The organism is Pseudomonas sp. TE6288 (genome assembly GCF_054062095.1).
In genome coordinates, this window is the sequence record NZ_JBSSEW010000001.1 from 157,856 (window position 1) to 180,215 (window position 22,360).

The following is a 22,360-nucleotide window of genomic DNA, read 5'->3' on the forward strand; positions in this document are numbered from 1 at the left end:
ATTGTAGTGACCAGCAGCCCTATCGTCGAATTAATTAATGACAGGGCTGCTGTATATTGAATATCAAGGTGAAATAGGATCGCTAGCCGGAAAAGTCTCATCCAACGCGTTATCGACATTACTCTCTTTCGGCTGACTCACCTCCCCACATTTGCAATCCCCCATGCGACAAGGCTCACCATTACGGTGCCCCGTCGCACACGCTTCGCAGCAGTACGCCTTGCCATCCTGGACCACGGCATTGGCATCCACGGTGCAGGAACAGTGGTTGCAGGAACAACGTTGCTCGTTCATCAGCGTTCTCTCCGCTCGTCTTCAGGGGTGACCTCGTCGGTCCATGGCTCGCCGTCCAACGGCGCCGAGCGGGCCAGTTCGGCCTCGTCCAGGCCGATGCCGCCACCGATCTCGTGCGCCTCGACATGACGCAGGGTCTGGTCCGCCGGGCCGCCTGCCGTACCCGGCTCATGCGGATCGCGCGCACCGGTCTCGTCCAGCAGCGTGTCAGGGCTCAGGTCGTCGAGGGTGACATTGTCCTCGTGCAGGCTGTCACTCAGCGCCTCGCCACCGGTCATGCCACTTTCGGCAACGCGTCTGGGTGGATACTCCTCTTCCACCTCCCGCGCCGGTCGTTCGTCGCCAATCCGGCCCTGGCGCTCATCGCGGCGCTCGCTGAAATCCAGTTCATGGACACTGCCCATGCGGTCTTGCGTGTCGTCGATCTCGACGGCCGGTTTAGGGTCTCTGGGAATGGGCATGATCGCTCTCCGATTTGTGGGCTCATTCGGTCGACTCCCCCTGCCAGTCAATGATTCAGAGTTTCTGCAGGCAGCACCTGCCCACGCTTTTTTTGAACTCCGCCCAGCCCCCTCGCCTCCCAACCTAGAGACCCCGCGAACCGTTTCGGAGCCCGCCATGGCCAAGCCCCTGCTGGAGTACCAGCGCAAGCGCGACTTCAATGCCACGCCCGAGCCTGCCGGCAAACGCGGCCGCACGGGCAAGGCTCATGCCTTGCAGTTCTGCATCCAGAAACACGACGCCAGCCACCTGCACTACGACTTTCGCCTGGAACTCGATGGCACCCTGAAAAGCTGGGCCATTCCCAAGGGTCCCTCGCTCGACCCCAAGGTCCGCCGCCTGGCGGTGCATGTGGAGGATCACCCGCTGGACTACGCCGATTTCGAAGGCAATATCCCCGAAGGCCACTACGGCGCCGGTGACGTGATCGTCTGGGATCGCGGTGTCTGGGAGCCCGAGGGCGATCCACGCCAGGCCTACGCCAAGGGCAAGCTGCGCTTTCGCCTGCAGGGCGAGAAACTGTCGGGCGTCTGGAACCTGTTCCGCACCCACCTGGCCGGCAAGAAGGAGCAGTGGATGCTGGTCAAGTCCCACGATGGCCAGGCCCGCAGCGAAACCGACTACAGCATTGTCGAAGCCTTGCCGGACAGTGTGCTGAGCGACCGTACACTGCTGCCGCGCCGGCCGGCGAAAACAGCCACTGCCAACAAACGCAAGGCCAAGGCCAACCCCGTCGCCCTGCCGGACAAACTCCAGCCGCAACTCGCCACCCTGGTCGATTCGCCGCCCAGCGGTGACTGGCTCTACGAGGTCAAGTTCGACGGCTACCGCATCCTCGCCCGCATCGAAGGCGAGGATGTGCGCCTGTTCACCCGCAATGGCCACGACTGGAGTGCGAAGATGCCGCGTCAGGTCGAGGCCTTGAAAGCGCTGGGGCTTGATTCGGCCTGGCTCGATGGCGAGATGGTGGTGGTCGACGAACAGGGTGTGGCCGACTTCCAGGCTTTGCAGAACGCCTTCGACACCGAGCACGACGAACGCATCACCTATTACCTGTTCGACCTGCCGTACCTGGGTGGCGAGGACCTTCGCCCGCTACCCCTGCAGGCGCGACGCGCCACCCTGGCCCGACTGCTGGAAAACACGCCCTCGGACCTCCTCAAGTTCTCCGCCGACTTCACCGAGCCTGTCGACTCGCTGCTCGACAGCGCCTGCCGCCTTAAGCTCGAAGGCTTGATCGGCAAGCGCGCCGACAGCCCCTACGTGGGCCGGCGCAGCAGTGATTGGGTCAAGCTCAAGTGCAAGCAGCGCCAGGAGTTCGTGATCGTCGGCTACACCGACCCCAAAGGCAGCCGCAACGCCTTCGGCGCCCTGCTGCTGGCCCTGCACGACACCGACAGCGGCCAGTTGCGCTATGCCGGCAAGGTCGGCACCGGTTTCAGCGCCACCACGCTGGAAAGCCTGCATGCGCGCCTCAAGCCGCTGGAAGTCGACAAGCCGGCCTTGCCCAAGCCGCCCCGCGGCGCCGACACCCGTGGCGTGCACTGGCTCAAACCGCAACTGCTGGCCGAAGTCGCCTACGCCCAGATGACCCGCGAAGGCATCGTGCGCCACTCGGTGTTCCACGGCTTGCGCGACGACAAGCCCGCCACCGCCATCGACCTGGAGCGAGCCATGCCCGCCAAGCGCGCCGCGCAGCCACCCGCCGAGCCCCACGGCAGCCTGCGCCTGACCCACCCCGACCGCGTGGTCGACGCCAGCACCGGCACCACCAAGCGCCAGGTCGCCGAGTACTACGCCCAGGTCGCCGACTGGCTGCTGCCGCAGCTCAAGGACCGCCCCGTGGCGCTGGTGCGCGCACCGGACGGACTGGGTGGCGAACTGTTCTTCCAGAAGAATGCCGGCCAGCTGCACATCCCGGCGGTGCGCAGCTACAGCAAGGCGCAGGCCGGCCAGGCGGCGATGGTGCTCAACCGCGCCGACAGCCTGCTGGGCGCGGTGCAGATGAACATGCTCGAACTGCACACCTGGAATGCCACCGACAAGGATTTCGACAAGCCCGACCGCTTCGTCCTCGACCTCGACCCCGATCCGGCACTGCCCTGGAAAGCCATGCTCGAAGCGACCCAACTGACCCTCACCCTGCTCGATGAGCTGGGCCTGAAGGTGTTCCTCAAGACCAGTGGCGGCAAGGGCATGCACCTGGTGGTGCCGCTGACCCGCCGCGCCGGTTGGGACGAGGTGAAGGACTTCAGCCATGCCCTCGTCGAGCATATGGCGGGCCTGTTCCCGGATCGGCTCAGCGCCGTCTCCGGGCCCCGTAACCGGGTCGGGCGGATCTTCATCGACTACCTGCGCAACGGCAAGGGCGCCACCACAGTCGCGGCGTATTCGCTGCGTGCCCGCGAAGGCTTGGCGGTGTCGGTGCCGATCTGGCGCGAAGAGCTGACCCAGCTCAAAGGCGCCAACCAGTGGCACATCGGCAATCTGCAGGCGCGGCTGGCCGAGGTGGACGACCCTTGGGCGGACATGGCCAAGACCCGGCAGTCCATCACCGTGCGCATGCGCAAACAGCTGGGCATCGACTGAGGCCAAGGGGAACGTATTCATGAGCATCATCCAGGACTTCGACCTGACCAACCTCGACCGCCTGCTGCGCCGCTTCGGCGCCCGACCGCAGGCCATCGACCTCGACACCTTGCTGCCGGAGCTGCTGCAGGCCATGCAGGCCGACCACCTCGACCTGTTGCCCCTGCCCGGCCAGGGCCAGACCCTCAAGCGCTGGCAGACGCTCGCGCGGGTAGCCGGTTGCGACCTGACCCTGGCCAAGCTCTATGAAGGCCATACCGATGCCTTGGCGATCCTGGCCGAATGCGGTGCCGCCCACCACGCCCAGGACGGGATCTGGGGCGTGTGGGCCGCAGAGCCGCCGGATGCCCGTGCCCGTATCGTCGAGCGGCACGACGGGCAGGTACGTCTGCAAGGGCGCAAGGCCTGGTGCTCGGGCGCGCTGCAGATCGACCGGGCACTGATAACTGCATGGGAGAATGACCAGCCGCAGATGGTGGCCATCGAGTTGTCGCACCCCAGCCAGCGCATCCAGGCCGACCAGTGGCAGGCGGTGGGCATGGCCACCACCACCAGCGTCAGCATCGAATTCGACGACACGCCCGGGCTGGCCGTCGGCCTACCCGGCCAGTACCTGGCACGTCCTGGTTTCTGGCATGGCGGCGCCGGCATCGCCGCGTGCTGGTACGGCGCGGCCGAGGCACTGGCCGACTACCTGCGCGAGCATTGCCGCATGCCTCGTCCCGATCCGCACGCCGATGCCCATCTGGGAGCGGTGGATGCCGCCTTGTACGGCGCCCGCGCCGCGCTTCGCGAATGCGCCGCCTGGATCGACCAGCAGCCCCATGCCGACGCCAGCTTCGAAGTGCGCCGCGCCCGCGCCCAGGTCGAACAGGCGGTCGAGCAGGTGATCCGCCATGTCGGCAGGGCGCTGGGTGCCACGCCCTTCTGTCGCAGCAGTCATTTCGCCCGGCTCAGCGCCGACCTGCCGGTCTACCTGCGCCAGAGCCATGCCGAACGCGACCTGGCCGAACTGGGCAGGCAAGTGACCGGCATGCCGGCGGGAGCCTGGCAGCTATGAGCGAGAACCGTATCCAGGCGGCTGCCGGCACCCCTTGGCGCGACTGGCAGCAATCCGCGCACCTGGCCCGCGCCAAGTGGCTCAAGCCCGAACAGCTCTGTCCGCCCGGCCGGCGCCTGGTGTTGCTGGCCCCCCACCCGGACGATGAAATCCTCATGGCCGGCGGACTGCTGGCCGGTTTCCACGGGCGCGAGCAGGACCTGGTGCTGATTTCCGCCACCAACGGCGAAGGCAGCCATCCCCATTCCGCCCACTGGACCGAGCACCGTCTGCGCCACCAGCGCCCCCAGGAAAGCCGGCACGCCCTGCAACAGCTTGATCTGGACCTCAACCGCCTGGACTGGCGGCGCCTGAACCTCAAGGACGGCGCCCTGCCCCGCGATGAAGCGTTCCTGGCCAACTACCTGGAGCAACTGCTCGAACCGGATGACCTGCTGCTGACCACCTGGCGCGGTGACGGCCACTGCGACCACGAGGCGGCCGGCCGCGCTGCTGTCCAGGCGGCCCAGGCACGCCGGGTACAACTGGCCGAGGTCCCGGTGTGGGCGTGGCATTGGGCAACGCCCGATGACCCGCGCCTGCCCTGGCCCCAGGCCCATCGGGTACAGCTCGACGACACCCGCCTGGCGCGCAAACGCCAGGCCTTGGCCGCCCACGCCAGCCAGTTGCAGCCAGACGGGGAGCATCCTCCGGTGCTGCCCGTCACCCTGCAGACCTGCCTGTTGCAGCCTTTCGAACTGGTCTTCCTGTAATGGAGTCGCCATGAGCCTCGACGCGCAGTATTTCGCCGACCTGTATGCCGGCAACGACGATCCCTGGGCCTTTCGCACCCGCTGGTACGAACGTCGCAAGCGCGACCTGGCGATGGCCAGCCTGCCCAGCCAGTGCTACGGCCGGGTGTTCGAGCCGGCCTGCGCCAACGGCGAGCTGAGCGTGCTGCTGGCCGAGCGCTGCGCCAGCCTGCTGTGCCAGGACATCGACGCCACTGCCGTCAGGCTGGCCCGGCAACGCCTGGCAGGGGTCGATCATGCCCGCGTCGAACAGGGGCACCTGCCGGGCGATTGGCCGGGCGGGCAGTTCGACCTGATCGTGCTCAGCGAGATCGGCTACTACCTCGCCCCCACCGACTGGTTGCAGGTGATTGAACAGTCCGTGGCCTGCCTGGCTGGCGACGGCGGATTGCTGGCCTGCCACTGGCGCCATCCGATTGCCGGCTGCCCCCAGGACGGCGGCCAAGTGCACGCCCTGCTGGCCAGGCACCTGCCGCTGTATCCGCAGTTGCGCCATGAGGAGGCGGACTTCCTGCTCGAGTACTGGTCGTGCCAGCCCCGGGTGGTCGACCTGGATGAGATTTGCCCATGATCGCGGTGATCATTCCCGCCCATAACGAGGCCCGGCGCCTCGGACACTGCCTGAAGGCCGTGCGGGTGGCAGCTGCGCGGGCCGAAGCCGCGGGCCTGGAGGTCGAGGTGCTGGTGGTGCTCGATCGCTGTACCGATGCCAGCGCGCGCATCGCCAGGCACCATGGCGTGCACACGCTGGCGCTGGAGGCCGGCAATGTCGGCATCGCCCGACGCCTGGGGGCGGCGTGGATGATCGAGCGCGGCGCCCAGTGGCTGGCATTCACCGATGCCGACAGCCGCGTGCCTGGCCACTGGCTGCTTTCACAGCTGCAATGGCATGCCGACGCGGTGTGCGGCACGGTACATATCGAGCGCTGGCAACCCTGGCAGGGTGCCGCCTTGCGTCAGCTGTACCACAGCCGCTACCAGGCAATGGAAGGCCACCGGCATATTCACGGCGCCAACCTTGGGGTATGCGCCAAGGCCTATGCCAAGGTCGGCGGTTTCCAGCCGCTGCCGGCCCACGAGGATGTGCAACTGGTGCTGGCACTGGAAGCCATCGGCGCGCAGATCGTCTGGACCACCAGGCACAGCGTGGCCACCAGCAGCCGCAGGGACAGCCGGGCGCGGCAGGGATTCGGCGATTACCTCAGCGGATTGGAAGGCCAGATCCTGTAGAACGGCGCTCGGATCACGACGCCTTGCGTGGGCGCTTGGCCGCAGGCTTTTTCGCCTTGCTCTTGCCACCCAGGCTGCGCTTGAGCAGCTCGGTAAGGTCGATGATGTCCGCGCCCTTCTCCGCCGTGACGCCCTCGCCTTTCTCCACGGTCTCGAGCTTGCCCTTGCTGGCCTTCTCCTCGACCAGGTCGAGGATGGTCTGGCGGAACGCGTCGTGGTAGTCATCGGGCTTCCACGGCCCGCTCATGTCCTCGACCAGGCGTTTGGCCATGTCCAGCTCGCGCTTGTCGACCTTGCTGTCGGTCACGCTCTTGTCCAGCTCCAGTGTCTCCAGGCCCCGCACTTCCTCCGGCCAGCGCAAGGTGATCATCACCAGCGCCTCGTCGAGCGGGCGCAGTAGCGCCAAGTGCTGGCGGGTGTGCAGCACCACCGTGGCCAGGGCCACCTTGCCGGTGCTGGCCAGGGTCTCGCGCAGCAAGGCGTAGACCTTGCCGCCCCGGCGGTCCGGGCTCAGGTAATACGGCGTGTCGAACTGTTGCAGGGGAATCTCTCCGGCTTCGACGAACGAGAAAATATCGATGGTCTGGGTCGCCTCGGGCCGGGCCTTGCGGATTTCCTCCTCGCTGATCACCACGTAACGGCCCTTCTCGTACTCCACGCCCTTGACGATGTTTTCCTTGTCAATTTCCTTGCCGGTGACCTTGTTCACCCGCTTGTAGCCGACCGGTTCCATGCTGCGCTTGTCTAGCCAGTCGAAATCCACCCGCTCGCTGCGCACGGCGGTGTTGAGGGACACCGGGATGTGCACCAGACCGAAACTGATCGCGCCTTTCCAGATCGCCCTGGCCATGGTTGGCTCCTAAGTGTTCGGGGTCAGGCCGGGCTGGCTGTAACGCAACGCACCGCAGCGTTCGCAGCAGTGGCATTGCAGCCCGGCGACTTCATGGAACAACAGGCTGCGCCATTGGCAGCCACGCAGCAGGCAGACGAGTTTCATCAGCCACCTCCTTGGCCCACATCGACGGGGCGCTTACAAGGACTGACTGCGCGGCGCGCGGAAGGTTTATTCGGCTTTGCCCTACGGCAGCGGATTACCCCCGGTGACGCCGAAAATCTCGCCGGTGATGTAGCTCGACTCCTGGCTGGCCAGCAGCACGTACAACGGCGCGCACTCGGCGGGCTGGCCCGGGCGTTTCATCGGCGTGTGCCCGCCGAAGTCGGGGATCTTCTCTGGTGGCTGCCCGCCACTGGGCTGCAGCACGGTCCAGATCGGCCCGGGGGCCACCGCGTTGACCCGGATGCCGCGCTCGATCACCTGCTTGGCCAGGGCCTTGGTGAAGGCGACGATGGCGGCCTTGGTGGTGGCATAGTCGAGCAGCGTGGCTGATGGCTGGTAGGACTGGATCGACGCGGTGTTGATGATGGTCGCCCCGGCCGGCATCAGCGGCACGGCGGCCTGACACAGCCAGAACAGCGCGTAGACGTTGGTCTTCAGCGTATGGTCGAACTGCTCGTGGGTGATCTGCCCGATATCCTTGCGTGCTTCCTGCTTGCCGGCGACATTCACCAGGATGTCGAGCCCGCCGAGCCGTTCGTGGGCCTGGTCGACCAGCTGGCCGCAGAAGCGCGGATCCTTCAGGTCGCCGGGCAACGCCACGGCCTTGCGCCCCTCAGCCTCGATAAGCTGCACCACTTCGCGGGCGTCGCGCTCCTCGGTCGGCAAATAATTGAGGGCGATGTCGGCGCCCTCCCGGGCGAAAGCAATGGCCACGGCCCGGCCGATACCCGAATCGGCGCCGGTGATCAGGGCGCGCCGGCCGGCCAGGCGGCCGAAGCCCTTGTAGGTGGTTTCGCCGTGGTCGGGCTTGGGTTGCATGTGCGCATCCAGGCCTGGGGCCGGTTGATGCTGGGCGGGGAATGGTGGATGCGGATACTGGGTCAGGGGGTTCTGCAGGGTGAACTGGTCCTGGGGCTTGCGGGGCATCGACTGGACTCCTTCTGGTAATGGCTGGGTAAGGTCTGGCGCGGGGCAAGCCCGCATACAGGTCCTGTTCGTCACGTGGAAGCGGTCTGGCACCGCACGAGGACCACACAAGTTTCGAGGCAACCGGCTGATGGATGGTTTGCTCAAGCTGGGCCCATCGCCGACAGGTGGTCATCCATCACCTGCCTGACCACGCTGCGCATTGCCAAACCCTCATCCAGGCCTTGCTCGCGGGCCAACCCATAGGCTTGGCGCTGGCGATCGGCACTGCTGCCGTCGCGCAGGATGCGCCGGGCGTGCAGGAAAGAACGCTCGGCATCGGCAGTGTCGGCCGGGCATTGCGTCTGTAACTGCGTCAGCCAGACTTCGGCATTCACCGGCTGCTGGTCATGAACACCAATGAAGGTGGCAAGACGGCCATGACGCATGGCGCGCCAGTAGTTCTCCTGGGTGATCCAGCGCATTTCCCGGCTGGCGGCGCCAGCGTGCCGCCCCAGCGCATGCTCGACGAGATGGCGAAACAGGCCGGCGATGGCCAAGGCATCCTCCAGCCGCGGACAGCCGTCGCAGATGCGCAATTCGACGGTCGGAAAACGCCGCGAGGGTCTGATCGCCCACCAGAAGTCGCCGTCCTCGGCCAACGTGCCGCTGCGTTGCAACAGCGCGCGATAACGCTCGTAGGCGCTCCAGTCCGGCAGCGGTTCCGGCAGGCCCATGTGCGGCCACTCTCCGCACACCACGCGGCGGTAGCTCATGTAGCCGGTGTCCTGGCCGCACCAGTAGGGAGATGAGGTGCTGAGCGACAACAGCAAGGGCAGCCAGTACAGGACCCGGTTGATCACCTGCATGCGATCCAGGCCCGGTGGCACCCCGACATGCACGTGCAGGCCGTTCAACAGGCTGCGCCGGGCCACCAGCCGGTAGTCGTCGAACAACTGGCGAAAGTGCGGCGTTGCGCGTGGATGCTGGCGCAGCCAGTGGGCGCTGGGGTGGCTTGCCGCACAGTACAGACCAGCCCCCTCGGCGGCCAGCGCCTGGCTCAGGCGCTGGCGTTGCTCGGTAACGAAGGTGCGGGCCTGGCGCAGCGTCTCGAACACCGGCGAGGCCAGCTCGATCTGGCTGCGGAACATCTCTTCGGCGAAACACGGCCCCAGCACCTCACGGCACAGACGGATCAGTGCCGTCGACGGCGAGGACAGCACCCGGCCACTGTCCAGCGCCACCAGCAGGTACTCCTCCTCGATGCCGAACGTGCAGGGCCGCCCCATGCGTTCATCCGCCGCGGCGGGTGACGGTCAGGGCCACGGCGGCAATGCGCTCGACCTGTTCATAGCCGGGCTCGAGCAACTGCTCGCCGAACACATCCGGGTCCAGCTCCCGGTAGTGCCAGCTCAAGTCAGGGCCGGCCAGGCGCAGGCGGACCGCTTCGAGCAACGCATCGCGCCCTTCGACGATCGCCACCCCGGTGTACAGCAGCAATGTGCCGCCCGGTGTCAGGCGCTCACAGGCCTGCTCGACGATACGCAGCGACAGATCGGCGCCGAGCGCCCCGCCGCCGTGGCGGTAGACGCGCTGGCTGGCATCGAGCATATAAGGCGGGTTGGCGACGATCAGGTCGAAGGTGCCGGTGATGCCCGTGAGCAGGTCGCTGGGCTCGACCGACACATTGGCCAGCCCGGCCAGGGCGGCGTTGACGGCGGTGTAGCGCAGCGCCAGCGGATTGATGTCCAGCGCGCTGACCTGCGCATGGCGTGCGGCCCGGGCAATAAGCAACGCGCCGATGCCGCTGCCGCAGCCAATATCGACGGCGTGCTGCACGCGCCGGGGGCTGTTCCGCAGGTGACCCTCGATCAACTGGGCGAAGCGGTAGCTGTCCGGCCCGAAGAACACCGCGTCGCTGCTCTCCGTCGGCCAGGCCGAATGCACCAGCAACAGGTCATCCAGGCTCGACCAACGCACCCGGCTGCGCCACAGCTCGCCGTGCGCCTCCAGCACGCCGGCCGTGCCCAGTTGCTCCAGTTCGTCAGCGCTGATCAACGAAGCCGCGAACGGCCGGCTCCAGCCAAATACGTCTCGAAGCGTACGCGCACGTTGGGCCTGAGGTCGGGCGTTGACCCGCGCCTGGGTCGCCGGGGTGACGCAGGTGAAACGGTAGCCGTCGGCACGCAGCCTGCAGCCCAGTCGCAACAGGGCCTCGTCGGCACGAATCTGGTTCTGGTCGAGTTGCATCACCGCGGCCCTCCCTGGTACAGCCCGGTGGCAGCGATGTAGTCGCGTGTGGCACGCAGGCCCGCAGGTTCGGCGTGCCGGTTACCGGCCATGGCCTCGATCAGCGTGGCGATCTCCGAGGACTGGGCCCGGCCGGGCGCCTCCGCCTGCAGGGCCAATGCCTGTTCCCACTGCCCTGGCGGCACCCGACGACGCCCGGCCCCTTGCCAGCTACCGGCGATCCAGTCATGCCACAGCTGTTTCTCGTAGGCGCTGAACACGCCGAACATTGCCGCGCCGGGGCCGTCGATCAGTGACCAGAAGCGGCTCTGCATCGGGTCGCTGTCACGCTTGATCCACCCCTGGGCTTGCAGGGCCTCCAGAAACCCGGCCATCGCCCCCGGCTCGGCAAGCCACTGGTTGATGGTGCGCCCTTGCAGGCGGCAGCGATCGGAGTGCATGAACTGGCCGAACACGCGCTTGCGCTCCAGCGCGGCGAGCAGTTCGCCCTGCAGGTCGAAGCTGGCGATCAGCGAAGGTGTGTCGAGACCCAGGTCGTTGAGCCGGTAGCCGTGCCTGACACGCCCATAGAAATCTTCATCGCCCGCTGGAGCCAACATCCGCAGGCTCTCCAGCGAACGCCGGGCATGGCCGCTGGCGGCATTGTCGATGGTCACATGCAACTGGAAGTAATGGGCGTCGATACCCAGTTCGGCCAGCTCATGAGTGGTGATCAGCAGGTGCAGCGGTGGCTGCTCATATCCCAGGTTGTAGCCGATCACCTCGGGCAGGAAGCGCTCGCAGTGCTGGCCGAGGGCCAATTGCACGGCGCCCTGCACGAAGCGCGAGGGCTCCAGTGGCAGCCCGTGCAGGCACCCCAGGCGGCTGAGCAGGCGCTGGTAGATCAGCACATGGTTGCAGCGTGGGTCACCGTCACCCAGTTCTTCGAGAAAGGTGCGGATCAACCCGTGGTAACGAGGGTCGCGCCAGTGCCGCAGGGTACCGTGCAGCCAGGCGCCGTCGACCGCCTTGGTCGGCGCGACCTGCTGCAGGAACCACAAGGCCTGGGCGCGGGTGGCGAAGTAGCGCCGGGGCGCTCCTTCACGCCGCTGCCGCAGGTAATGCGCATGGTCGTGGGCGACCTGGGCGGCATGGTTTTCGGCCCATTGGGGCAACAGGTTCGGCTCTTCCGGCAGGTCGTCTTCCCGGTCACGAACACGGCGCAGTTGTGTTTCCAGCCAGTGCTCGGCAGTGGCATCGCGTCCCGCCAGCAACGCCTGGTAGCGATGCGCCACATCATCAGTCATGTCGTGCCTGGCTTGCGAACACACGCCTTCACGGATCATCGCCACCATGCCGGTCACCTCGCGCTATGGATTCTGGGGCTTGGTTTCGGGAGACGGGTTGCTGGTCGGGGAATCGGGTTGCTGCATCTGCAGCGAGGGCTTGCTCGGGTCGGCGTCTTTCGCCGGATGGTCATTGTCGCGGTCGAAGCAGCCAGCCAGCAGGCTCAGGCTACCCAACAGGCAGATCAGAGGTGCGATACGCATGGGAACCTCCTGGTGGGGTGTGCGCGGTGCCAGGCGAACCCGGCACCGCGTGCCCTCACTTACGAGCGGCCGCCCTTGTGGCCGGACTCGCTCTGGCGATTGCCGCCGCCGGAGCTCTGCCCGCCCTTGCGACCGGCTTCGGACGCTTTTTCGCGGTCATTGGCGAAATTGCCTGGGTTCTTCGTTCCACCCTGGCTGCCGGTCTTGTTGGCGTCCTGCTTGTTGGTGTCCTGGCGACCGGTCATGTTGCTGTCTTTGTTGGCCATGGTTGCAAAAACCTCGTGTGGCTAAGGGTTGCACGGCGAGGTGCCGTACATGGATTGGGAGTACGGCGATAAAGAGGGATTCGGATTATTCCGAGCGGATCGGACCGGTGGCGCTAAACAAGCGGCGACGGTGTATTTGGGGCGCAAGCGGATCCCCGGTGGGCAGACTTTGCGTTGACCCCCGACAGATATCTGGCATACTTCGCCAACCTACCGGTCGGTAGGTTTATATTTTGCTTTCACGGATCCTCGCTCATGCCCGCTTCACATTTGCGCTTCGCCGCCTCCCTCGCCCTGATCGGCGCCCTTGGCCCGTCTGCCATCGACATGTACCTGGCCAGCCTGCCGGAAATGGCCCGCGACTTCGCCACCGGCTATACCCAGGTTCAGCTGACGCTGACCGTGTTTCTGTTGGCCATGGGCGCCGGGCAACTGCTGTTCGGGCCACTGGTGGATGCCTTGGGTCGGCGTCGCCCGCTGCTTGCCGGCCTGCTGGTGTTCTGCATCGCCTCCCTGGCCGCGGCGGCCGCGCCGTCGCTGGACGCGCTGCTGGTGGCGCGCTTGGTGCAGGGCCTGGCCAGCGCGCTGACGCTGGTGGTGATCATGAGCATGGTCCGCGACAGCGCCGATGGCGCACGGGCGGCGCAGATCTTCGCCCTGCTGATGACCATCGAGGGTCTGGCGCCGATCCTCGCCCCGGCCCTGGGCGGAGTGATCGACGCGGCCTATGGCTGGCGGGCAATCATGCTGGTGCTGGCCGGCCTCGGCCTGCTGACCCTGGTCAATTCGGCCATGACGCTCGATGAAACCCTGCCCCCGGCGCATCGGGCGCGCCTGGCACCGGCGACGGTATGGCGTACCTACGTCCGCATCGCCGCCGACGGCGCTTTCCTGCGCCCGGCCCTGGCCCTGTCGGCGGTGTTCTTCTTCCTGTTCGCCTACATCGCCGGCTCGGCCTATGTGTACCAGCAGCACTTCGGCCTCTCCAGCACGCACTTCGGCCTGCTGTTCGGCGGCTGCGGCGTTGCCATCCTGCTCGGCGCGGCGCTGTCCGGCTATTGCGTCAGCCGGCACGGCGTGGCCCAGGTGGCCTGGTGGGGGGCGCTGTGCATGGGGGCCGGCGCAGCACTGGCGGTGATTGCCGGCCTGTCTGGCGCAGGCCTGCCGATGCTGCTGGCGGGCGTGGTGCTGGCGCTGTTCGGCCTGGGGGTTTGCGAGGCCACCTTGATGGCCCTGGCGATGTCATCGCAGCAGCGCGATGTCGGCTCGACGGCGGCCCTGCTCGGCGCGCTGCAACTGGTGATCTCGTCCAGCGCCACGCCCCTGGCCGGGCACCTGGCCACCCTGGGCCCGCTGGCCTGGGCCTGGTTACTGGCGGCGGCGGCCGTGGTCATCGTCGGTTTGACCCGCGCCGCCGTGGCAAAGACAATCAGCGCCTCGCCCTGCTGCGTCAACCCGGAGTGACCGCCTTGAAAGCCCTGACCCCTTCCGCCGCGCGCATCTGCGAGCATGCCGTGGAGCATTTCGCCGAGCACGGCTACGACGGCTCGTCGCTGAACGAGATCGCCGCCCTGGCAGGCATGCGCAAAGCCTCGCTGTACGCCCACTTCGCCAACAAGGACGCGTTATTCGTGTGCGCCTTCGAACGGGCCCTGGCCGACGAAACCGCCTACGTCGAGGCGGGCTTCGGCCATGAAGCGGCAGGCCGCGAGGCGCCGGGGCACTGGCATCCGCTGCACCTGGCCGAGCGCTACGCGGCCTCGGCCAACCTGCGCTTCGTGCTGCGCAGCGCGTTTCTGCCGCCGGCACCGATCCGCTCGACTGTCACCACCGGCTTCGAGGCGTACCTGGAGCGGATCCGCCTGGGCTTCTGCCAGGCCCTGCGCGAGCGCCACGCCTGGGCCCGCAGCGATGGCAACAAGCTGGAGCTGTACGGCGATGCGTACCTGGGAATCATCGACAGCCTGCATGTAGAGCTGCTGTACGCGCCCCCGGCGGTTTATGCGCGGCGGGCAGCGTCGTTGCTGAAAATTCTCGATGATTCGCTGCAATTGGCTGGACAGTAAACCATGGGGTTGCTGTGCAACCCCTCGCCGGCAAGCCGGCTCCCACAATGTCCGCGCCAACTGCCAACCCTGTGGGAGCCGGCTTGCCGGCGATGGGCCGCACAGCGGCCCCCTTGATTTCAGGGCCTGACCTTCTTCAGCTCGTTCAACAACCCCATCAACTGCTCCAGCTTGTCCGCGCCGAACTGGCGCTGGATCTCCTGGTAGTTGCGCTCCATCTCCTCGCTCATCGCCAGGAACGCCTGCTGCCCACGCACGGTCAGGCTGATGAAGATGCGCCGCTGGTCCTCCGGCGACTTGCGCCGCGCCACCAGGCCGTCACGCTCCAGGCGCTTGAGCACGCCGCTCATGCTCGGTTTGAGGATGCAGGCCTGGTCGGCCAACTGGTGGCTTTCCAGCTCGCCCTGCTGGCGCAGGATACGGATCACCCGCCATTGCTGCTCGGTCAGGTCGTGGGCATTCAGGGCCGGGCGGAAGAACGCCATGGTCGCTTCGCGGGCCTGCAGCAGGGTCAAGGTCAGGGAGGGTCTTGGTTGGGTCATCAGGATCAAGGGCTGTTTTATTAAGATATTAATAAAGTGAAATACATTTTCACCCGGGCTGTCCAGCCCTGTGAAAAGTACCAGCGCTCCTGGCAATCACCCATTCCCGCGATGCCTTCCCCATAGCACGATCTGCCGACAGCCCACCGCCCGGACCCGTCGCCGCATGTCAACGCAACCCCGCCTGGCGCTGGCGATATTCGCCCGGCGTCATTTGCGCATGGCGCTGGAAGAAGCGGCTGAAGTACGCCGGGTCCTTGAACCCCAGGCGGTAGCAGATCTCGTTGGCCGAGCCGCCGGTGTACAGCAGCAAGCGCCGCGCCTCCTGCATCAGCCGCTCGAACACCAGGCGCTTGGACGGCAGGTCGGCCATGCGCCGGCACACGTCGTTCAGGCGCGCCTCGGTCACGCCCAGGGCCGCCGCGTAGGCCGGCAGGGTCCAGTGGTCGAGGTAGTGGCGCTCGATCAGTTCGTTGAAACGGTGGAACAGCTGCAGGTCCTCGTGCCGCGCGGGCGTGGCCTCCAGCGAATTGGCGCACAGGCGCAACAGGCTGATCATCACCAGGCGGGCCAGGTCCTGCACGGCGGTGCCCTGCCCGGCCTGGCCATGACCCAGTTCGCCGCCCAGCAAGTCGAACAATTGCTCCAGGCGCTGCACCTCCTCGGCCGCCGCCCCCTGCAGGTGGCCGAGGGCAACGCACGCCGGTTGCAGGCGCGGCCCGAGCGCAAGCCCGGGTTCGGCCTGCAGCAGTTGCCAGACCAGTTGCTGGCGCACGGTCAGCACATGGCCGTCGGCATCGGGCTCGGTGACGAAAGCATGGGGAATGGTGGGTGGGGTGAGGAAGAACATCGGACCGGACTCGTGGTAACGCTGCTCGTCCAGGTACACCCGCACGCTGCCGGTCTTCACGTAGTGCACCTGGAAGAAACGGTCGTGCCGGTGCACCGGCATGTTGCGGCCGAAGAATCCGGCCAGGTTGCCCAGCCGGTCGTAATGCACCTCGCTGTCGCTGTAGCGCTGGTCGTAGACCTGACCGATGTTGATGTTGGGGATCGGCTGTCGTTCTTTCATTGTTGTTCTCGCAGCGGTAAAACGCGCCGGGGGGAAATCATCCTAGCACCACCGACCAGCGGCGAATGCCTTGACGATCGTTAACATATTAAATATAACGTTAACACATTAACAAAAACACCACGAAGCGCCCCCGGTCGCTTCGCCCACCGCAGGAGAAATGCATGAGCCGTGCCTTGCACGAGGTCGCCAGCGGCAGCCTGTTCGGCGTCGCCCTGAACTACCAGGGCCTGCTGCAACAGCATCTGGCGTCCTTCCACGAAGCGCCGTACCAGCAACCGCCGGTCAAGCCGGTGCTGTTCATCAAGACGCCCAACACCCGCAACGGTCACGCCCAGCCAGTGACCTACCCCTCGGCAGTCGAACGCCTGCAAGCGGGCCCTGCACTGGGCGTGGTCATCGGCAAGGACGCCAGTCGCGTCAGCCTGGACAACGCCCTGGACCACGTGGCTGGCTACACCATCGTCAACGAGTTCAGCCTGCCCGAAGACAGTTACTACCGCCCGGCGGTCAAGGCCAAATGCCGCGACGGTTTCTGCCCGCTCGGCCCGCAACTGGTGCCGCCCACGCAGGTCGGCAACCCCGACGCGCTGGGCATTCGCCTGTGGGTCAACGGTGAGCTGCGCCAGCAGAACAACACCGCCAACTGCGTGCGCGGCGTGGCCCGGCTGATCGCCGAGATCAGCGAGTTCATGACCCTGCATGCCGGCGACGTGCTGATCACCGGCACACCGGAAGGCCGTGTCGATGTGCTGCCCGGTGACCGGGTGACGGTCGAGATCGACGGCCTCGGCCAGCTGACCAACTCCATCGTCGCCGAACAAGGACTCGCCCCATGAAGCACGCCCGTATCCTGTTCGACGGCCAGGTCCACGCGGTCACCGTCGAAAACGACCAGCAACTGCGTCTGGCCGATGGCCGCCTGGTCGGCGCCGACCAGGTCACCTGGCTGCCGCCGGCCAGCGGTAGCATGTTCGCCCTGGGCCTGAACTACGCCGACCACGCCGCCGAGCTGGCCTTCACCCCGCCCACCGAGCCGCTGGCCTTCGTCAAGTCGCCCGGCACCTACACCGGGCACAAGCAGGTCACTTGGCGCCCGGACAACGTCAAGTACATGCACTACGAGTGCGAACTGGTGGCGGTGATCGGCAAGCCGGCGCGCAACGTCAAGCGCGAGGACGCCCTCGACTACCTGGCCGGCTACACGGTGTGCAACGACTACGCCATCCGCGATTACCTGGAGAACTACTACCGCCCCAACCTGCGGGTGAAGAACCGTGACGCCACCACCCCGGTAGGCCCGTGGATCGTCGACACCGCCGATGTGCCGGACCCCTCGAACCTGACCCTGCGCACCTGGATCAACGGCGAGCTGAAACAGCAAGGCACCACGGCCGACATGATCTTCGATATCCCCTACCTGATCGAATACTTCTCCAGCTTCATGACCCTGCAACCCGGCGACATGATCGCCACCGGCACCCCGGAAGGCCTGGCCGACGTGGTCCCGGGCGACGAGGTGGTGGTGGAAGTGGAAGGCGTCGGCCGCCTGGTCAACCGGATCGTCAGCGAAGCCGAGTTCTTCGCCCGCAACGCACAAGAGGCAACAGCATGATCAAGCACTGGATCGATGGCCGCGAAGTCGAAAGCCGCGACACCTTCGTCAACTACAACCCGGCCACCGGCGAGGCCATCGGCGAAGTCGCCAGTGGCGGCGCCGAGGAAGTCGCCCTGGCCGTAGCCGCGGCCAAGCAAGCCTTCCCGAAATGGGCCAATACACCGGCCAAGGAGCGCGCGCGCCTGATGCGCCGCCTGGGTGAGCTGATCGAGCAGAACGTGCCGCAGTTGGCCGAGCTGGAAACCCTGGACACCGGCCTGCCGATCCACCAGACGCGCAACGTGCTGATCCCCCGCGCCTCGCACAATTTCGACTTCTTCGCCGAGGTGTGCACACGTATGGACGGCCACAGCTACCCGGTGGACGACCAGATGCTCAACTACACGCTCTACCAGCCGGTTGGAGTGTGCGCGCTGGTGTCGCCCTGGAACGTGCCGTTCATGACCGCCACCTGGAAGACCGCGCCGTGCCTGGCCCTGGGCAATACCGCGGTACTGAAGATGAGCGAGCTGTCGCCGCTGACCGCCAATGAGCTGGGGCGCCTGGCCGTGGAAGCCGGCATTCCGGATGGCGTGCTCAACGTCATCCAGGGCTACGGCGCCAGCGCCGGAGATGCCCTGGTGCGTCACCCGGACGTGCGCGCCATCTCCTTCACCGGCGGCACCGCCACCGGCCGGAAGATCATGCAGACCGCCGGCCTGAAGAAGTACTCGATGGAACTGGGCGGCAAGTCGCCGGTACTGATCTTCGAGGACGCCGACCTCGAGCGTGCGCTGGACGCTGCCTTGTTCACCATCTTCTCGCTCAACGGCGAACGCTGCACCGCCGGCAGCCGCATCTTCATCCAGCAGAGCGTGTATCCGCAGTTCGTTGCCGAGTTCGCCGCCCGTGCCAAGCGCCTGATCGTCGGTGACCCGACCGACCCGAAGACCCAGGTCGGCTCGATGATCACCCAGCAGCACTACGACAAGGTCACCGGCTACATCCGCATCGGCCTGGAAGAAGGCGCGCGCCTGCTGGCCGGTGGCCTGGAACGCCCGGCCGGATTGCCGGCGCACCTGGCCAAGGGGCAGTTCATCCAGCCGACGGTGTTCGCCGATGTGAACAACAAGATGCGCATCGCCCAGGAAGAGATCTTCGGCCCGGTGGTGTGCCTGATCCCGTTCATGGACGAGGCCGAGGCGCTGCAACTGGCCAACGACACCGAGTACGGCCTGGCCTCGTACATCTGGACCCAGGACATCGGCAAGGCCCACCGCTTGGCCCGTGGCATCGAGGCAGGCATGGTGTTCATCAACAGCCAGAACGTGCGCGACCTGCGCCAGCCGTTCGGCGGTGTCAAGGGCTCGGGCACCGGCCGCGAAGGCGGGCAATACAGCTTCGAGGTCTTCGCCGAGATAAAGAACGTGTGTATATCCATGGGTAGCCACCACATTCCGCGCTGGGGGGTGTAACGCGGGGCTGCTGAGCAGCCCATCGCCGGCAAGCCGGCTCCCACAGGGATCACCGCACACTGTAGGAGCCGGCTTGCCGGCGAAACGAGGGCGAAGCCCTCGCCATGGATACATAACAACAACTCGTTACCGGAGACTCCCATGGGCACACTTGCTCTCGCCGCCAAGATCACCCACGTGCCGTCGATGTACCTGTCCGAACTGCCCGGCCCGCGCCAGGGCTTTCGCCAGGCGGCCATCGACGGCCACCTCGAGATCGGCCGGCGCTGCCGCGAACTGGGCGTCGACACCCTCGTCGTGTTCGACACCCACTGGCTGGTCAACGCCAACTACCACATCAACTGCGCCGCGCACTTCGAAGGCCTGTACACCAGCAACGAACTGCCGCACTTCATCGCCAACATGAACTACGGCTTCCCCGGCAACCCCGAGCTGGGACGCATCCTCGCCGACGAGTGCAATCGCCTGGGCGTGGAAACCATGGCCCACGACGCCACCACGCTGGCGCCTGAGTACGGCACCCTGGTGCCGATGCGCTACATGAACACCGACCAGCACTTCAAGGTGATCTCGGTCTCGGCGCTGTGCACCTCGCACTACCTCAACGACAGCGCGCGCCTGGGCTGGGCCATGCGCAAGGCGGTCGAGGAACACTACGACGGCACCGTGGCCTTCCTGGCCAGCGGCTCGCTGTCGCACCGTTTCGCCCAGAACGGCCAGGCCCCGGACTTTGCCACCAAGGTCTGGAGCCCGTTCCTGGAAACCCTCGACCACCGCGTGGTGCGCCTGTGGCAGGACGGCGACTGGGCCGATTTCTGCGCAATGCTGCCCGAGTACGCGGTCAAGGGCCACGGCGAAGGCTTCATGCACGACACCGCCATGTTGCTCGGCGCGCTCGGCTGGTCGAAATACGACGGCAAGGCCGAGGTGGTGACGCCGTACTTCGGTTCCTCCGGCACCGGCCAGATCAACGCGATCTTCCCGGTCACCCCGCAGGATGGCAGCGCGATCCCTGCCGCCCAGGCCTCGAACCGGGCCGGCGTCACCTCCACAAGCCGCCTGTAAGGAGCATCACCATGCCCCATCTGGTCCTGCTCTACAGCCCGGATATCGAAGCCGACGCCGATATGCCAGGCCTATGCCGCGCCCTGGCCGACTGCATGCTCGCCCAGCGCGACGAACACCATCGCCAGGTGTTCCCCACCGGCGGCACCCGTGTGCTGGCCTACCCCGCCGCCCATGCGGCAATCGCCGATGGCCGCGGTGCCTACGGTTTCGTCTACGCCAACCTGCGCATGGGCGCTGGCCGCAGCGCCGCGGTGCACCAGCAGGTCGGTGACGCGCTGCTGGCGGTGTTGCGCCGGCACCTGGACGCGCTGCTGGAATGTCGCCCGGTCGGCGTGACCCTGCAGATCGACGAAAGCCAGGCCCAGGTTTACGACGCCAAGCACAGCAGCCTGCACCCTCTGTTCACCCGCCAGCCCTGAGGTCTCCATGCTCGACGCCCGTATCATCCAGCAAGCCGCCGCCCGCCTCGACCAGGCCGAACGCACCCGCGAACAGGTCGGCCAGTTTTCCCTGGAACATCCCTCGATCGGCATCGAGGACGCCTACGCCATCCAGCGTGCCTGGGTGGCGCAGAAGATCAAGGATGGCCGCAAGCTGGTCGGCCACAAGATCGGCCTCACCTCCCGGGCCATGCAGGTCTCCTCGAACATCAGCGAGCCAGACTACGGCGCGCTGCTCGACGACATGCTGTTCGAGGAAGGCCGCGACATTCCCTTCGAGCGTTTCATCGTGCCCCGGGTCGAGGTGGAACTGGCGTTCATCCTCGGCAAGCCGCTCAAGGGGCCGAACGTGACCCTGTTCGAGGTGCTCGACGCCACCGAGTGGGTGATCCCGGCGCTGGAGATCATCGATGCGCGCATCCAGCAGGTCGACCCACTCAGCGGCGTCACCCGCAAGGTCTTCGACACCATCTCCGACAACGCCGCCAACGCTGGCGTGGTCATCGGCGGGCGTGCGGTGCGGCCGGGCGATATCGACCTGCGCAAGGTCCCGGCGGTGCTGTACCGCAACGGCGTGATCGAGGAATCCGGCGTGTCGGCGGCGGTGCTCAACCACCCCGCCAAGGGCGTGGCCTGGCTGGCCAACAAGCTGGCGGCACATGACGTGAGCCTGGAAGCCGGCCAGCTCATTCTCGGCGGCTCGTTCACCCGCCCGGTGGCCGCCCGTCCCGGCGACACCTTTCACGTCGACTACGACCAGCTTGGCTCGATCGCCTGCCGTTTCGTCTGAGGAGCGCCCATGGACATGCCCATCAACACCTTCAAGCAACGCCTGCGCGACGGCCAGGCACAGATCGGCCTGTGGCTCGGCCTGGCCGACCCATATTGCGCGGAGCTGGCGGCCAACGCCGGCTTCGACTGGCTGCTGCTCGATGGCGAGCATGCGCCCAACGACCTGCGCAGCTTGCTCGGCCAGTTGCAGGCGGTGGCGCCCTACCCGGCCCAGCCCATCGTGCGCCCGGTGATCGGCGATACCGCGCTGATCAAGCAGTTGCTCGATATCGGCGTGCAGACCCTGCTGGTGCCCATGGTCGAAAGCGCCGAGCAGGCACGTCAGCTGGTGCGGGCGATGCGCTACCCGCCCCACGGCGTGCGCGGTGTCGGCAGCGCGCTGGCGCGGGCGTCGCGCTGGAACAGCATCCCCGGCTACCTGGACCAGGCCGACGAGCAGATGTGCCTGCTGGTGCAGGTGGAAAACCGCGAAGGGCTGGCCAACCTCGATGCAATCTGCGCCGTCGAAGGCGTCGATGGCGTGTTCATCGGCCCCGCCGACCTCAGCGCCGCCATGGGCCAGCGGGGCAATCCGGGGCATCCTGAGGTCCAGGCGGCCATCGAGGATGCCATCGTGCGCATCGCGCGGGCCGGCAAGGCGGCGGGTATTCTCAGCGCCGACACGACGCTGGCCCGACGTTACATCGAACTGGGCGCGGCGTTCGTCGCGGTGGGGGTCGACACCACGGTGCTGATGCGCGGCTTGCAGGGGTTGGCGGGCACGTTCAAGGCAGGGACCGCCGCCATCGCCCAGGGCGGTGTCTACTAGCCTGGCCTTGTAGCGCGTAAGCTCGAT

The 22,360-nt window shown here is 66.6% G+C and carries 25 protein-coding genes and 1 pseudogene; 14 read left to right on the top strand and 12 right to left on the bottom strand.

All coding sequences use genetic code 11. From position 1 onward, the window contains the following. Window positions 1-63: 63 nt before the first annotated feature. Both ACVWY1_RS00775 and ACVWY1_RS00780 read right to left on the bottom strand, forming a co-directional pair. Window positions 64-294 (bottom strand): metallothionein, encoded by a 231-nt coding sequence (locus ACVWY1_RS00775; protein WP_081941252.1) that lies wholly within the window; start codon window positions 292-294, stop codon window positions 64-66. Further along, complete coding sequence (locus ACVWY1_RS00780) at window positions 294-755, bottom strand: phosphotransferase system, HPr-related protein (RefSeq protein WP_102685327.1); 462 nt, start codon at window positions 753-755, stop codon at window positions 294-296. The genes ACVWY1_RS00775 and ACVWY1_RS00780 overlap by 1 nt, the downstream gene beginning before the upstream one ends. Window positions 756-912: 157 nt before the next feature. Between ACVWY1_RS00780 and ligD the strand changes: the two genes are divergently transcribed. The 5 genes from ligD to ACVWY1_RS00805 are packed head-to-tail and all read left to right on the top strand — an operon-like array spanning window position 913 to window position 6,465. After that, complete coding sequence (ligD, locus tag ACVWY1_RS00785) at window positions 913-3,384, top strand: DNA ligase D (protein WP_457377631.1); 2,472 nt, start codon at window positions 913-915, stop codon at window positions 3,382-3,384. 19 nt (window positions 3,385-3,403) lie between these two features. After that, the gene (locus tag ACVWY1_RS00790; protein ID WP_457377632.1) at window positions 3,404-4,444 is read left to right on the top strand and encodes an acyl-CoA dehydrogenase; all 1,041 of its coding nucleotides are present in this window, start codon (window positions 3,404-3,406) and stop codon (window positions 4,442-4,444) included. Next, complete coding sequence (locus ACVWY1_RS00795; protein WP_277504224.1) at window positions 4,441-5,196, top strand: PIG-L deacetylase family protein; 756 nt, start codon at window positions 4,441-4,443, stop codon at window positions 5,194-5,196. Before ACVWY1_RS00790 ends, ACVWY1_RS00795 begins: the two co-directional genes overlap by 4 nt. A gap of 10 nt (window positions 5,197-5,206) precedes the next feature. After that, complete coding sequence (locus ACVWY1_RS00800; protein ID WP_457377633.1) at window positions 5,207-5,806, top strand: class I SAM-dependent methyltransferase; 600 nt, start codon at window positions 5,207-5,209, stop codon at window positions 5,804-5,806. Continuing rightward, window positions 5,803-6,465 (top strand): glycosyltransferase, encoded by a 663-nt coding sequence (locus tag ACVWY1_RS00805; RefSeq protein ID WP_277504227.1) that lies wholly within the window; start codon window positions 5,803-5,805, stop codon window positions 6,463-6,465. The genes ACVWY1_RS00800 and ACVWY1_RS00805 overlap by 4 nt, the downstream gene beginning before the upstream one ends. A 13-nt stretch (window positions 6,466-6,478) precedes the next feature. On the opposite strand, the gene ku is transcribed toward ACVWY1_RS00805, so the two are convergent. The 8 genes and pseudogenes from ku to ACVWY1_RS00845 all read right to left on the bottom strand — a co-directional run. Beyond that, on the bottom strand, window positions 6,479-7,315 hold the full coding sequence (ku, locus tag ACVWY1_RS00810) for a non-homologous end joining protein Ku (protein WP_457377634.1): 837 nt from the start codon (window positions 7,313-7,315) through the stop codon (window positions 6,479-6,481). A 9-nt stretch (window positions 7,316-7,324) separates the two neighbouring features. Then, window positions 7,325-7,462 carry a PSPA7_2676 family Cys-rich small protein gene (locus tag ACVWY1_RS00815; protein WP_173862482.1) on the bottom strand — a complete coding sequence of 46 codons (138 nt, stop codon included), beginning with the start codon at window positions 7,460-7,462 and terminating at the stop codon, window positions 7,325-7,327. An 81-nt stretch (window positions 7,463-7,543) separates the two neighbouring features. Then, window positions 7,544-8,449 carry an SDR family oxidoreductase gene (locus ACVWY1_RS00820; protein ID WP_111532327.1) on the bottom strand — a complete coding sequence of 302 codons (906 nt, stop codon included), beginning with the start codon at window positions 8,447-8,449 and terminating at the stop codon, window positions 7,544-7,546. Window positions 8,450-8,592: 143 nt separating this feature from the next. Continuing rightward, entirely contained in the window at window positions 8,593-9,717 is a 1,125-nt protein-coding gene (locus ACVWY1_RS00825; RefSeq protein WP_457377635.1) for a carboxylate-amine ligase, read from the bottom strand. A 4-nt stretch (window positions 9,718-9,721) separates the two neighbouring features. Then, window positions 9,722-10,678 (bottom strand): methyltransferase, encoded by a 957-nt coding sequence (locus ACVWY1_RS00830; protein ID WP_457377636.1) that lies wholly within the window; start codon window positions 10,676-10,678, stop codon window positions 9,722-9,724. Beyond that, window positions 10,678-12,003, bottom strand: a complete 1,326-nt coding sequence (locus tag ACVWY1_RS00835; protein WP_457377711.1) for an iron-containing redox enzyme family protein — start codon at window positions 12,001-12,003, stop codon at window positions 10,678-10,680. Before ACVWY1_RS00835 ends, ACVWY1_RS00830 begins: the two co-directional genes overlap by 1 nt. A 24-nt stretch (window positions 12,004-12,027) precedes the next feature. Further along, window positions 12,028-12,207, bottom strand: a complete 180-nt coding sequence (locus ACVWY1_RS00840; RefSeq protein WP_102685338.1) for a hypothetical protein — start codon at window positions 12,205-12,207, stop codon at window positions 12,028-12,030. A 59-nt stretch (window positions 12,208-12,266) separates the two neighbouring features. Beyond that, window positions 12,267-12,389 (bottom strand): annotated as a pseudogene (locus tag ACVWY1_RS00845) (general stress protein); the annotation flags it as partial. A 339-nt stretch (window positions 12,390-12,728) separates the two neighbouring features. Between ACVWY1_RS00845 and ACVWY1_RS00850 the strand changes: the two are divergent. Together ACVWY1_RS00850 and ACVWY1_RS00855 are read left to right on the top strand one after the other, a co-directional pair. Continuing rightward, entirely contained in the window at window positions 12,729-13,937 is a 1,209-nt protein-coding gene (locus ACVWY1_RS00850) for a multidrug effflux MFS transporter (protein ID WP_457377637.1), read from the top strand. A gap of 5 nt (window positions 13,938-13,942) precedes the next feature. Further along, window positions 13,943-14,539, top strand: a complete 597-nt coding sequence (locus tag ACVWY1_RS00855) for a TetR/AcrR family transcriptional regulator (protein WP_457377638.1) — start codon at window positions 13,943-13,945, stop codon at window positions 14,537-14,539. Between the two features lie 119 nt (window positions 14,540-14,658). Here the strand turns inward: ACVWY1_RS00855 and hpaR are convergent, their stop codons facing one another. Next, complete coding sequence (gene hpaR / locus ACVWY1_RS00860; RefSeq protein WP_023632900.1) at window positions 14,659-15,081, bottom strand: homoprotocatechuate degradation operon regulator HpaR; 423 nt, start codon at window positions 15,079-15,081, stop codon at window positions 14,659-14,661. A 169-nt stretch (window positions 15,082-15,250) separates the two neighbouring features. Further along, window positions 15,251-16,153, bottom strand: coding sequence for a 4-hydroxyphenylacetate catabolism regulatory protein HpaA (gene hpaA / locus ACVWY1_RS00865; RefSeq protein ID WP_198754279.1), 903 nt, complete (start codon window positions 16,151-16,153; stop codon window positions 15,251-15,253). A 164-nt stretch (window positions 16,154-16,317) separates the two neighbouring features. Between hpaA and ACVWY1_RS00870 the strand changes: the two genes are divergently transcribed. From ACVWY1_RS00870 to hpaI, 7 genes are all read left to right on the top strand, one after another. Beyond that, window positions 16,318-16,992, top strand: a complete 675-nt coding sequence (locus ACVWY1_RS00870; RefSeq protein WP_102685129.1) for a fumarylacetoacetate hydrolase family protein — start codon at window positions 16,318-16,320, stop codon at window positions 16,990-16,992. Beyond that, the gene (locus ACVWY1_RS00875) at window positions 16,989-17,768 is read left to right on the top strand and encodes a fumarylacetoacetate hydrolase family protein (RefSeq protein ID WP_277504247.1); all 780 of its coding nucleotides are present in this window, start codon (window positions 16,989-16,991) and stop codon (window positions 17,766-17,768) included. Before ACVWY1_RS00870 ends, ACVWY1_RS00875 begins: the two co-directional genes overlap by 4 nt. Continuing rightward, a complete protein-coding gene (gene hpaE, locus ACVWY1_RS00880; RefSeq protein WP_457377639.1) occupies window positions 17,765-19,225 on the top strand; it encodes a 5-carboxymethyl-2-hydroxymuconate semialdehyde dehydrogenase in 1,461 nt (486 codons plus the stop codon). Before ACVWY1_RS00875 ends, hpaE begins: the two co-directional genes overlap by 4 nt. Before the next feature lie 141 nt (window positions 19,226-19,366). Continuing rightward, window positions 19,367-20,290, top strand: coding sequence for a 3,4-dihydroxyphenylacetate 2,3-dioxygenase (hpaD, locus tag ACVWY1_RS00885; RefSeq protein WP_102685126.1), 924 nt, complete (start codon window positions 19,367-19,369; stop codon window positions 20,288-20,290). 11 nt (window positions 20,291-20,301) lie between these two features. Further along, window positions 20,302-20,712 carry a 5-carboxymethyl-2-hydroxymuconate isomerase gene (locus ACVWY1_RS00890; RefSeq protein ID WP_457377640.1) on the top strand — a complete coding sequence of 137 codons (411 nt, stop codon included), beginning with the start codon at window positions 20,302-20,304 and terminating at the stop codon, window positions 20,710-20,712. 7 nt (window positions 20,713-20,719) lie between these two features. Further along, window positions 20,720-21,523, top strand: a complete 804-nt coding sequence (hpaH, locus tag ACVWY1_RS00895) for a 2-oxo-hept-4-ene-1,7-dioate hydratase (protein ID WP_457377641.1) — start codon at window positions 20,720-20,722, stop codon at window positions 21,521-21,523. 9 nt (window positions 21,524-21,532) lie between these two features. Further along, window positions 21,533-22,333 carry a 4-hydroxy-2-oxoheptanedioate aldolase gene (gene hpaI, locus ACVWY1_RS00900; protein ID WP_457377642.1) on the top strand — a complete coding sequence of 267 codons (801 nt, stop codon included), beginning with the start codon at window positions 21,533-21,535 and terminating at the stop codon, window positions 22,331-22,333. Window positions 22,334-22,360: the final 27 nt, after the last annotated feature.